Annotated in this window: 6 protein-coding genes; 5 read left to right on the top strand and 1 reads right to left on the bottom strand. The window is 49.2% G+C overall.

Features of this window, described 5'->3' with window-relative positions; all coding sequences use genetic code 11:
• Positions 1 to 16 precede the first annotated feature (16 nt).
• The 4 genes from QUA01_RS02485 to QUA01_RS02470 all read left to right on the top strand — a co-directional run bounded on the left by QUA01_RS02485 (position 17) and on the right by QUA01_RS02470 (position 7577).
• Complete coding sequence (locus QUA01_RS02485; protein ID WP_333087809.1) at positions 17 to 319, top strand: HNH endonuclease; 303 nt, start codon at positions 17 to 19, stop codon at positions 317 to 319.
• A gap of 42 nt (positions 320 to 361) precedes the next feature.
• On the top strand, positions 362 to 1054 hold the full coding sequence (locus tag QUA01_RS02480) for an HNH endonuclease (protein ID WP_333087810.1): 693 nt from the start codon (positions 362 to 364) through the stop codon (positions 1052 to 1054).
• Between the two features lie 159 nt (positions 1055 to 1213).
• Positions 1214 to 3088 carry a DNA-directed RNA polymerase subunit gamma gene (locus tag QUA01_RS02475; protein WP_333087812.1) on the top strand — a complete coding sequence of 625 codons (1875 nt, stop codon included), beginning with the start codon at positions 1214 to 1216 and terminating at the stop codon, positions 3086 to 3088.
• Positions 3089 to 3437: 349 nt separating this feature from the next.
• Positions 3438 to 7577, top strand: coding sequence for a DNA-directed RNA polymerase subunit beta'' (locus QUA01_RS02470; protein ID WP_333087813.1), 4140 nt, complete (start codon positions 3438 to 3440; stop codon positions 7575 to 7577).
• A gap of 935 nt (positions 7578 to 8512) precedes the next feature.
• Here the strand turns inward: QUA01_RS02470 and QUA01_RS02465 are convergent.
• Complete coding sequence (locus tag QUA01_RS02465) at positions 8513 to 8908, bottom strand: response regulator (protein WP_194009855.1); 396 nt, start codon at positions 8906 to 8908, stop codon at positions 8513 to 8515.
• Between the two features lie 1081 nt (positions 8909 to 9989).
• Here QUA01_RS02465 and QUA01_RS02460 point away from each other — a divergent pair.
• Entirely contained in the window at positions 9990 to 12542 is a 2553-nt protein-coding gene (locus QUA01_RS02460; protein WP_333087815.1) for a DNA gyrase/topoisomerase IV subunit A, read from the top strand.
• The last annotated feature ends 102 nt before the right edge of the window (positions 12543 to 12644 follow it).

Genomic DNA, 12644 nt, shown 5'->3' with positions numbered 1-12644 from the left:
AAGGAGATGCGCTGACATGATTATTTTAACAGTTATCCCCGGAATTGAAGGAGAATTCGATCGGGAGACAGGCTGTATTAACTGGCAAAGTAGTGAGTTTGGCAATGGTTACGGGCGTAAGTGGATGTCGGGGAAAACGGTATTAGTCCACCGATTAGTCCTCGAATCAAAAATAGCAGGATTCCTAGATTCCGGTTATTTTGTTTACCACACCTGCGACAACCCAAGCTGCATCAACCCGGAACATCTTGTAGCGGGGTCTGCCGCTGAGAACACGGGACAGATGATGGGGCGCGATCCTCTTCGAGGGCTGCGCTAACGCCAAACTCCCAGACGCAAAAGTATTCCGGGAATTGATAAATTGTCGATCGTACAACTGCGAGAAATTCAGACTAAATATTTATCGGAAAAAGTCAAGAACCACCTAGCAAAAGAGTATGGGGTACAACATGAAACTATTACTAAGATCGTTCAGACAAATATTCCTGATAACTTCACCACAGTTTCTCCACATTTTTTAGGAGAAATTCAAGACAACGGCTGCATAATTTTTCAAGGCGGAAAAGATTGTTCAGGCTATGGCAGATATTGGAAAAATGGGAAGTTGAAATTAGTTACTCGTGCTGTTTTAGCAGAGAAATTAGGATATGAAGTTCCCACATATATGGATGCTTGTCATACCTGCAATACTCCCAGTTGTATAAATCCAGAACACCTCTGGGCTGGTACTCGTTCCCAAAAGGCCTTAGATGCTTCAAAAAAAGGACGCACCCAAGGAAAAAGTCATCCCCTTTCCAATGCAAAATTAGACTGGGAAAAGGTGCGAGAAATCCGGCAAAAACTAGCAGCAGGAGAGAGAATGAAGGATATAGCTGAAGCATACAGCGTAAATCCGATAACTATACACAATATTAAGTATCACCTGACATGGAAGGAAGAAGGCGAAGAGATTCCGATTCCTCACATGGGTGGATATCTCGATCGCAAACTGACTTTTGCTCAAGCACAGGATGTGCGAGAACGCATTAAAGCTGGAGAATCTCTTGCTAACTAAGATTTCTCGCGAATTGGGAGCATCCAAAAATGTCATTTATGACATTAAAACTAATGCCACATATAAAGGAGTCTGACATTGATTTAAGCGCCAAACAATCAATCAAAACAGATAAATTACAGCAAATAATTTCAAGTAAATCATCGATTGGAGTCAAGAATGGCTAAGATAGAACAACGATTTGATTATGTAAAGATTGGGTTAGCTTCACCTGAAAGAATTCGACAATGGGGAGAGAGAACTTTACCCAATGGTCAGCTAACTGGCGAAGTCATAAAACCAGAAACCATAAATTACAGAACATTAAAGCCGGAAATGGACGGGTTGTTTTGTGAGCGAATTTTTGGGCCTGCAAAAGATTGGGAATGTCATTGTGGCAAGTACAAAAGAGTTCGTCATAGAGGCATTGTTTGCGAGAGATGCGGTGTTGAAGTAACCGAATCTCGCGTCCGTCGCCACCGCATGGGATTTATCAAATTAGCAGCTCCAGTTGCTCACGTTTGGTATCTCAAAGGTATCCCCAGTTACATGGCGATTCTGTTAGATATGCCGCTGCGAGATGTCGAACAAATTGTCTATTTCAATGCCTATGTTGTGTTGAATGCTGGTAATGCTGAAAAGTTGCAATACAAGCAATTGCTCACAGAAGATGCTTGGCTGGAAATAGAAGATGAACTTTACAGCGAAGATTCCACCCTGACCGGCGTAGAAGTAGGAATCGGTGCTGAAGCTTTGCAAGTTTTGCTGCAAAATATTCCGCTAGAAAGCGAAGCGGAAAAGCTGCGCGAAGATATTGCTAATGCTAAAGGTCAAAAACGAGCGAAGTTAATCAAACGTTTGCGGGTAATTGACAACTTTATCGCTACGGGTTCTCATCCCGATTGGATGGTGCTGTCGGTGATTCCGGTGATTCCCCCAGACTTGCGGCCAATGGTACAGCTAGACGGCGGGCGTTTTGCAACGAGCGACCTCAACGACCTTTATCGGAGAGTAATTAACCGCAACAACCGCTTGGCGAGATTGCAAGAAATCCTAGCGCCGGAAATTATCATCCGCAACGAAAAACGGATGCTGCAAGAAGCTGTGGATGCGCTGATTGACAACGGCCGCCGCGGCCGGACTGTCGTGGGCGCAAACAACCGCCCGCTGAAATCTCTGTCGGACATTATTGAAGGGAAACAAGGCCGCTTCCGGCAAAACTTGCTCGGGAAACGGGTTGACTATTCTGGACGTTCGGTGATTGTGGTGGGGCCGAAACTGAAAATTCATCAGTGCGGTTTACCGAGGGAAATGGCGATCGAACTTTTCCAGCCCTTTGTCATCCACCGCCTGATCCGCCAAGGATTGGTCAATAACATCAAAGCTGCCAAAAAATTGATCCAGCGCAGCGACCCAAGCATCTGGGAGGTGCTTCAAGAAGTGATTGAAGGACACCCAGTCATGCTGAACCGGGCCCCCACCCTGCACCGTTTGGGAATTCAAGCCTTCGAGCCCATTTTGGTAGACGGGAGGGCGATTCAGCTTCACCCGCTAGTTTGTCCGGCTTTTAACGCTGACTTTGACGGCGACCAAATGGCCGTGCACGTGCCCTTGTCTCTGGAATCTCAGGCGGAAGCCCGCTTGCTGATGCTGGCTTCTAATAACATTATGTCGCCCGCAACCGGAAGACCAATTGTCACTCCTTCGCAAGATATGGTGCTCGGTTGCTATTACTTGACAGCGGAAAATCGCGACGCTCAAAAAGGAGCAGGTCACTATTTCTCTAACCTCACCGATGCGGTTGTAGCCTACGAACAAGGAGTTGTTGACTTGCATTCCTACGTGTGGGTGAGATTTCAAGGCCCGATAGAAAATATAGAACCAGAAGGAGAACCGCTGAAACTAGAACGATCGACCGACGGTACGGTCACGAAAGAATTCAAGTTCCGCCGGATTCGAGAAGACAAAGAAGGCAACTTGCTCAATCAGTTTATTCGCACTACTCCCGGTCGAATTATCTATCACCAAACGATCGAATCGGTCATTAATAACTAGGAATAGGAAAATTGGGAAATAACAGCGGGTAATAGGCGATCGGTCAGTCGAGGAGCGAGAAACTAGGTTTCTAAGGGTTGGGTTATGTGACCAAAAATATTCTCAGAAACCCGGTTTTACTCCCACGACCGATGACCCATGTCCCAGAAGCGAGAAACTAGGTTTCTAAGGGTTGGGTTATGTGACCAAAAATATTCTCAGAAACCCGGTTTCTGAACTGATGACCGATGAGTGATGTGCCAGGAGCGAGAAACCGGGTTTCTACAGGTTGGGCTTGGTGAGGAGAAATATTCTCAGAAACCCGGTTTCTAAACTGATGACTGACGAGTAAATTACTAACAGCAAACAAATGACTGAATACAAAGAAAATAAAGAAATTGTTTTTCGCAACCGAGTTGTTGACAAAGGTCAGCTCAAAAAATTAATCTCTTGGTCGTTCATGGAATACGGAACTGCCCGCACCGCGCAAATGGCAGATAAACTCAAAGACTTGGGTTTTCGCTTTGCTACGCGCGCCGGAGTTTCCATCAGCGTAGACGACCTGCAAGTACCACCAATCAAACGACAACTCTTAGATGCAGCCGAAGAAGAAATCCGCATCACCGAACAGCGGTACACCAGAGGCGAAATCACCGAAGTCGAACGCTTCCAAAAAGTAATCGACACTTGGAACAGCACCTCAGAAGACCTCAAAGACGAAGTAGTCAAAAACTTCCGAGCCACAGACCCCCTCAACTCGGTCTACATGATGGCCTTCTCCGGTGCCCGGGGAAATATCTCCCAAGTGCGGCAGCTTGTCGGAATGCGCGGATTGATGGCAGACCCCCAGGGAGAAATCATCGACTTACCAATTAAAACCAACTTCCGAGAAGGTCTCACTGTCACGGAATACATTATTTCTTCCTACGGAGCGCGCAAAGGACTGGTCGATACGGCCCTCCGCACCGCCGACTCCGGCTACCTGACCCGCCGCCTGGTAGACGTGTCCCAAGACGTAATCGTCCGCGAAGTAGATTGTGGCACCCAACGCGGCATTCGAGTCCGGCCGATGACCGACGGAGCTACCGTGCTGATACCCCTGAAAGACAGGCTGCTCGGCCGGGTGTTTGCAAAAGACGTGGTGCACCCCAAAACCAAAGAAATCGTAAGGTTCGGCAACATCATGGCAGTCCGCAACCAGCCAATTAGTGAAGAGCTCGCAGACGCGATCGGCGCTTCAGGAGTTGGCGAGGTGTATTTGCGATCGCCCCTAACCTGCGAAGCCACCCGTTCCGTCTGTCAGTGCTGCTACGGCTGGAGCCTCGCCCACCTGAAAATGGTAGACATGGGAGAAGCGATCGGGATTATTGCCGCCCAGTCGATCGGCGAACCCGGAACCCAGCTCACCATGCGTACTTTCCACACCGGAGGCGTGTTCACTGGAGAAGTCGCCAAACAAGAACGCGCCCCATTCCCGGGCGTGGCAAAGTTTAAGAACTTGCGAACCCGTTCCTTCCGCACTTCTCACGGCGAAGAAGCCCTGATCGCCGAAAACGGCGGCAAGCTCGTATTCGAGGGCGACGGCTTCGAGGAAGGCAAATCGGGAGCCAAAAATCAGAAACTAAAGATTGAACTGGCGATCGCCCAAGGTTCCACGCTCATGGTCAAAGACGGACAGCGCGCCATCCAAGGTCAAATATTGGCTCAAGTGCCGATCGTCGGACGCGCAGCCCGCAAAACCACCGAAAAAGTCACCACAGACGTAGCCTCAGACTTAGCCGGCGAAGCCAAATTTGCCGACATCGTACCCGAAGAAAAAACCGACCGCCAAGGTAACACCACCCGCACCGCCAGCCGGGGCGGACTGATTTGGATACTCTCGGGAGAAGTCTACAACCTCCCTCCCGGCGCGGAACCGGCAGTCAAAAACGGCTCCCGAATTCCAGAAAACAGCGTCATCGCCGAAACCAAACTCGTCTCCGAACACGGGGGCGTAGTCCGCATCGCCGACGAGCGAGAAATTGAAATCATCACCGCTCAAGTATTGCTCGACCAAGCCATCGTCCGAGCCGAAAGCACCGGCGGCCGAGAATATTACACGATCGAAACAACTTCCAACCAGCGGTTCTCGCTCAAAACAACTCCCGGAAGCAAAGTCATCAACGGCGAAGTCGTAGCCGAACTGCTCGACGACACCTACCGCACCGCCACCGGAGGCATTGTCAAATACGCCGGCGTCGAAGTCCAAAAGCGCGGCAAAGCCAAACAAGGACTCGAAGTCATCAAGGGCGGCACCCTGCTGTGGATACCGGAAGAATGCCACGAAGTCAACAAAGACATCTCTCTATTGCTAGTCGAAGATGGCCAGTACGTCGAAGCCGGCACTGAAGTAGTCAAAGATATCTTCTGCCAAACCAGCGGTGCAGTAGAAGTAACGCAAAAAAATGATATTTTGCGGGAAATTGTCATCAAACCTGGAACCCTGCACCTCGTTGACCGCCCCCCACTTTCGGCAACCGAAGGTCAAATTGTCAACGCGGGTCAAGAAATCTTCCCCGGCTTAGTTGCTGAAGAACTCGCCTATGCGGAATACATCGAAACACCCGAAGGCCCAGCATTGCTGCTGCGGCCAGTCGTAGAGTTTCCTGTTCCCGACAAGCCGCCGGTGCCTTCCCAGACTGCGCTCAACGAGTCGATCGCCCTCAAAGCAGTCCAGCGCCTCCCCTACAAAGACGGAGAGCGCGTCAAATCAGTAGAAGGACTCGAACTCCTGCGGACTCAGCTCATCCTAGAAATTGGTTCAGGAGCTCCGCAACTGGCAGCAGATATCGAACTTTTGCCAGACCCAGAAGATGATACCGCCTTGTCGGACAACGATTATGACTCCCCAGCAGCAGTCTCCGACTCCACCGCCCTCTCTCAAGAATTGGCAGGAGAAAGCGACGAAGCACCGCCGGTTTCCAAAACCTTCCGCCTGCAGTTAGTGATTTTAGAATCCCTCGTAGTTCGGCGCGACGTGTCGGCAGACCCCACCCAGGGCAGCACTCAGACGCGGCTTTTGGTAGAAGACGGACAGTCGATCGCTCCGGGCGCAGTAGTAGCCCGCACCGAAATTCTCTGCAAAGAAGCAGGGACGGTTCGGGGCATCCGCGAAGGACAAAACGAGCCGGTGCGCCGCCTCTTGGTCATGCGGGAAGCCGACTCGATTTCGATCGACCTCCCCGTCGCCCCAGATTTCAGTCCCGGTCAACTGCTAGTAGCCGGTACGGAAATCGCCCCCGGCACGTTTTTGGAAGAATCCGGCCAAGTAGTCAAGGTCGTACCCTCGAACGGCTCGGAACCTGCAAAAATCGTGCTCAGAATAGCTCGTCCTTACCGGGTTTCCGCCGGTGCAGTCCTCCACGTCGATGACGGCGACTTGGTGCAGCGGGGCGACAACTTAGTCATCCTGGTGTTCGAGCGGGCGAAAACAGGCGACATCATCCAGGGTTTGCCCCGGATTGAAGAACTCCTGGAAGGGCGCAAGCCGAAGGAAGCCTGCATTTTGGCCCACCGTCCGGGGACTGCCCGCGTATCCACCGAGGAAGATATGGTCGAACTGGCTGTAGTTGAAGATGACGGCCGCATCGAAGCATATCCTTTGCTACCGGGGCAGAATCCGATCGTCTCCGACGGACAGCGAGTAGGTGTAGCCGAAGCCCTGACTGACGGGCCCGCCAACCCCCATGAAATTCTCGAAGTTTTCTTCCAAGCTCTCAAAGAGCGCCAGTCCACATTTGAAGCAGCTTTGGAAAGTTTCCAGCAGGTGCAAACCCTCTTGGTAAACGAAGTGCAATCTGTCTATCAATCCCAAGGGGTAGATATTTCTGACAAGCACATTGAGGTAATTGTGCGGCAGATGACCAACAAAGTCCGCGTAGAAGACGGCGGCGACACTACGATGCTACCGGGCGAGCTGGTAGAGCTGCGGCAGGTAGAGCAGGTGAACGAGGCAATGTCGATTACCGGCGGGGCTCCGGCAGATTACACTCCGGTGCTACTGGGAATTACTAAGGCTTCGCTCAATACTGACAGTTTCATTTCTGCGGCTTCTTTCCAAGAAACCACCAGGGTGCTGACGGAAGCGGCGATCGAAGGCAAGTCCGACTGGCTCCGAGGCCTCAAAGAAAACGTCATCATCGGCCGCTTGATTCCCGCCGGTACTGGTTTCAATGCTTACGAAGATGCCAGCGTTCAGGATGCGGGTTTTGAAGGTGCCGTGTTTGATGACGATTTCCAAGATTTGCAGGAGGATGTGGTACTTGATGACCGTACTGCCCGCCGCAAATATACGATCGAAAGCAGTTTCGATACCGCAGCAGTTTCTGACCTTGAGCCTGATGAAGAGTTTGAGGAAATTGAAGTTGATGAAGACGATTTTGTCGGCTCAAGTGATGACGGTTCGTTAGAAGTTTTGGCTGACGACGAGGACGATGATATCGGTTTCGATTTCGACGAAGACGAAGAGTAATACAGGACTTACTCGCGGGTGGTCAGAAACCGGGTTTTTTCGACAATTTTTCCCACTCGCTCACTGATTTGGTAAAAAACCCGGTTTCTTTAGCCTTAACCAATTTAGGGCTGTAATCTTAGTTATGAAATTGTCGCGCACGCCCGTAATACCGGGCGGCGTGGCATTTTTTTTCGGTTTCGGCACTGGTGTAAAAATATTAAGTTTGTTTCTTTAAAGCTTGGTGTTCTCCACAGGCAAATTCGCTACCAAAAGCGCGATCGGACTTTAAACAAGGAAAAAAGAAAGCAATAGGTGTATTCGTCAAAAAATATAAGTCAGAATTCAATAAAAATTTATAATTCCGAGGTTTTAAGTGTTTGATATAACAAATAGTGAAAGGGAGCATCTGTGGCTTTTCAACAAAAAGCTTTTTTTTAATATCCTGTCCGGTAGATTGACCGATATAATATTCTATCGCTATCGATCGCACCGCTGGTTACATACAGCCCGTGCAAACTCGATAGCGAGCTGTTGCTACAAATGTAGCATTGAGATCCAATGCAATTAAAATTCCTTCTTCCTTCTTCTTCCTTCTTCCTTCTTCCTTCTTCCTTCTTCTTTCTTTCTTCTTCCTTCTTCCTTACATTCGTTATATCGGCTACACAATCTGTTGCCGAACTTCCTCCTTCCTTACATCCGTTACATCCGTTACATAATCCGTTGCCGAACTTCCTTCTTCCTTACATCCGTTACATAATCCGTTGCCGAACTTCCTTCTTCCTTACATCCGTTAGATCAGCTACACAATCCGTTGTCCAACTTCCTCCTTCATGTATAGCGGTTCTCAAACTTGGTGAGGCGGGATCTTTCCACTCCTGCCTATGCGCGGTTTGGCCTATCCCCTATGCCCACTCCTAGCACCTCATGTTACCGAGAAAGGCTATATATTTCACTCAATCAGGGAGCAAAGCCTTGATCTGAGCGACAAACTCTTGATGGTCTACCACGGGTTTAGAGATGTAACCGTCCGCACCACTTTGATTTAGAAAAGTTTCTCTATCACCGGCCATCGCGTGAGCTGTTACCAAAATAATTGGTAGCGAGGCCGTTTGCGGGTCTGCTTTCAGCAGTTGAGTAATTTTAATACCGTCAACAGCTTTTCCTTGATAGACGCTGCGTGAAAGAGACACATCCATTAAAATCAAATCAGCTTCTCCAGACGCGGCAATCTGCATCACCTCTTCAACATTTTCTGTGTGCTTCACGGCTAAGCCACCCCGCTTAGTCAGAATTTTAGAAAAAACTCTAGCGTTAACCAAATCGTCCTCTACAATCAGAACGGTTTTCATCTTTGCGATCTCCTAGATACCAGCTTCCAAGGCGCTTTACTCAGCACGGGGAAGGCGAGAGGAAAGGATGGGCAACAATACGGCTGCATACAAATAGCCATCTTTTTTGTGAATGTGTTTGCAATACTTTTGACATCTGCCCCGCCGTAAAATGGACGGGGATTTCATCTATGTCAAAACTTGTTTCATCAAGCTAGTTATATCACAGATGGCACTAGGTGGCTCCGATCGGCGAATTGCGTTTCCCTTCAACTCGGTTGTCTTGGGCCCGCTGGTTTGTAGGCGAAATGGCCTACAGATGCCTAAAAGTTTCCAGGGAGTATCTCATTTATGTCGCCAAGCATTTTTTTGCGAGTGCAAGGCGGTGGCGATCGACCTATATAATACTCAATCGCCAGACAGCACTATAAATGGGCTGTCAAAAAAACACTTACTGCATTGATTGAGGTGTTCCCCCTGACACTGACAACAGTTTCAAAATTCTTCATTAGCAGGTTTTTAGGATTTTTTTCTGGGTCAAGCCTGCGATTTATAGTCGTGGTAGTGTGACAATTGTTTTATGTGCTGCCCTTAAAATCAAGCAATGTTGTTTCAGGTACTGCCGCTGAAGCATTCGGAGTAGGGAACATAGCGGGGATTGTTAAGGATGGGCAATTCTTAGTTTAGACCGATCGACATTGCTTTAAAATATCGACGCTTCGATCGATCGCAGGTCAGACTAGGACAGCTCATGAGAAAAGCTTTTGACTGCTGAATTCTCAAAGATCGGCATTTGTGAGCGATTATAAATAAAAGCATGACTGTAAATCAACCTTCTCGCGGCGGACGGTAAATAGACAGGTAATCGCAACGGTCGGCAATATAGAGGTTAGGGTAAGAGTGGAGAGTAAGAGGCAAGTGTTGTCTGTCTTCGGCACTCTGATTTTGCTTTAACCTGTTAAATTTATTTTTATCCTCCTGCTGGGCGGTTTTATCGAACTATCGGTTTGCTTGAAGGCAAACGCTTTTCATTCGAGACAGGCAACCTGAGCATTATTGACAGAGGCTGTCTTCACTCAGGAATTAACGGACACAAGAACTCATGGCCAAACAACTAAACCTACTTTCCGGGCAAGTAATTTCTACGCCTCTGCACGCCGAGATGCAGCAATCGTACCTCGAATATGCCATGAGTGTGATCGTCGGGCGAGCTTTGCCTGATGTCCGCGACGGTTTAAAACCCGTGCACCGTCGAATTTTGTATGCGATGCACGAACTCGGTTTGACACCAGACAGACCTTACCGCAAGTGCGCCCGGGTAGTTGGAGATGTTTTGGGAAAATATCACCCCCACGGCGACCAATCGGTTTACGACGCTCTGGTGCGGATGGTTCAGGAGTTTTCGAGCCGCTATCCTTTGCTGGCGGGTCACGGCAATTTCGGTTCGGTGGACAATGACCCGGCTGCTGCGATGCGCTACACGGAAACTAGGCTCGCACCGATCGCCCACGAAGCTATGCTAACCCAAGTCGGCGATGCAACTGTTGATTTTGCAGCTAACTTTGACAGTTCCGAACAGGAACCGACAGCACTACCGGCTCAGTTGCCGTTTCTGTTACTCAATGGCTGTACTGGGATTGCTGTGGGGATGGCAACTAATATTCCGCCGCACAATTTGGGAGAGGTGGTAGACGGTTTAATTGCTTTGATTGAAAATCCCGAAGTCTCGGACGAGAAGTTGATTGAACTGATTCCGGGCCCGGATTTCCCGACGGGAGGGGAAATCGTCGCTACAGAGGGCATTGTTGATGCCTACACTAAGGGTCGAGGCAGCATTGCGGTCAGGGGTGTGGCTGGGGTGGAAGAAGTGCCTGGTAATCGCAAGGTGCGGACTAAAACGGCGATCGTGGTGACGGAGTTTCCGTTTCAGGTGAATAAGGCGAGTTGGATTGAAAAGGTGGCGGATTTGGTGAATGCCGGCCGTCTCGACGGTATTTCTGATTTGCGCGATGAGAGCGATCGCGATGGCATTCGAGTTGTGATTGAACTCAAGCGGGAATTTACTCCCGAAGCGGTGCTAGCTCGTCTTTACCAACAAACTGACCTGCAAACAAATTTTGGTGCGATTTTGCTGGCAATTGTCAACGGTCAACCCCGACAGTTGACGCTCAGACAATTGTTGCAGGAATTTCTGGATTTCCGAGAAGTGACTATCACCAGGCGCTACAATTACGAGTTGCAGGTGGCAGAACGTCGGTGTCACATTGTCCAAGGCTTAATGTTGGCTTTGACAAATCTCGATACTACGATCGACATTCTCAGAAATTCTCCTGATGGTACTACTGCTAAGCAAACTTTCCAAGTTCGCCTCGATTTGAGCGAAAGTCAATCTGATGCGATTTTGGCGATGCCGATGCGCCGGCTGACTGGTTTGGAAAGGCAACATTTGCAAGCCGAACTGGATGAGTTGACGGGAAATATTCAAGAATTGCAGCGGTTGTTGAGCGACAGGCGCGAACTTTTAAAGGCTTTAAAGAAGGAATTGCGATCGCTCAAACGCAAGTACGCTGACCCCCGCCGCACTAAATTTGCTAGGGAAACAGGACGCGCGGCCAAGACAGACACACAATTTGCTGGTAAGAAAAATTCTGGACTCAAGCAGTTATCGCCGGCAACAATTCAGCCTAACTTATTGCCTGTTCTAGAGCCTGAAGAAACAATTGTTGAATTTTCGCACAAGCAGTACGTGCGGCGCTTGCCGGCTAACGATCGCCCGCGCTCGAAAAGTCGCGAAAAATCGGTTTCAGCTTTAGAAAAAAATGAAGATTTTATTGTGACTGCAGAGCTGACTAAAACCGATCGCACTTTGGTAGTCTTAACTCCTAACGGCAAAGCTTACCCGCTGAAAGTGGCTGATATTCCTAGCAGCAATCCAAAAGACCGAGGAAAGCCGATTGTCGGTTTGTTATCCCCTAGTGCTACTAAAGACAGTACGGATCGCGCTTTGTCGGAAATTACTATCGCACACTTTATTTTGCCGGAAAATTCGGAGGGGGTGGATTTAGTAACTATGACTGAGCAAGGCAAAATTAAACGTTTGCCGGTGCAGGAATTGGCTGATGTGACTAATCGCGGCATGACTGTTGTTAAACTCAAGGAGGACGATCGGCTTCGCAGCGCTAGTCTGAGCAAAGTTGGCGAGCAAGTGGCCGTCGCAACTTCGGGAGGCCGAGTTCTCCGGTTTGATGTTAATGACGAACAACTGCCGCCAATGGGTCGCAGCGCCCTAGGTTCTCAAGTAACCAGGTTGCGGAAGCAGGAAGTTTTGGTGGGTTGTATTACGATCGATCCCGAAGACAGTCTGGTGCTATTTTCGGAGTTGGGTTGGGCTAAACGAATGCCCGCAGGTTCTGTCAGACTTACTAATCGCGGCGAAATTGGCACTCAAGCTTTTCGTTTCGCAGAACCTAAAGATGCTTTGGTTGGCTTGCTGCGATCTGTTCCGGGTACGGATGTTAAACTTTTTACTACTTCTGGCCGCTTGCTGCGATCGACTACTGATGCTATAGCTTTTTGGGGGAAAGATGCTCCGGGCGATCGAGTTTTTGACCTCACTCCCGGTGAAAAAATTATTAAGGTTATTACCAGTCAATAGTCAGCAGTCAGTAGTCAGTAGTCATTAGTCAATAGTCATAAGACTTGTTCCCAGGCAGAGCCTGGGAATACATACCTGGAGGCTCTGCCTCGAATTCCCCCA

Origin of the sequence: Microcoleus sp. S36a_B3 (assembly GCF_036700745.1) — a bacterium.
Classification (GTDB): domain Bacteria; phylum Cyanobacteriota; class Cyanobacteriia; order Cyanobacteriales; family Microcoleaceae; genus Microcoleus.
The sequence above is the reverse complement of the archived record's forward strand: the minus strand, read 5'-3'. Positions and strand labels throughout refer to the sequence as shown.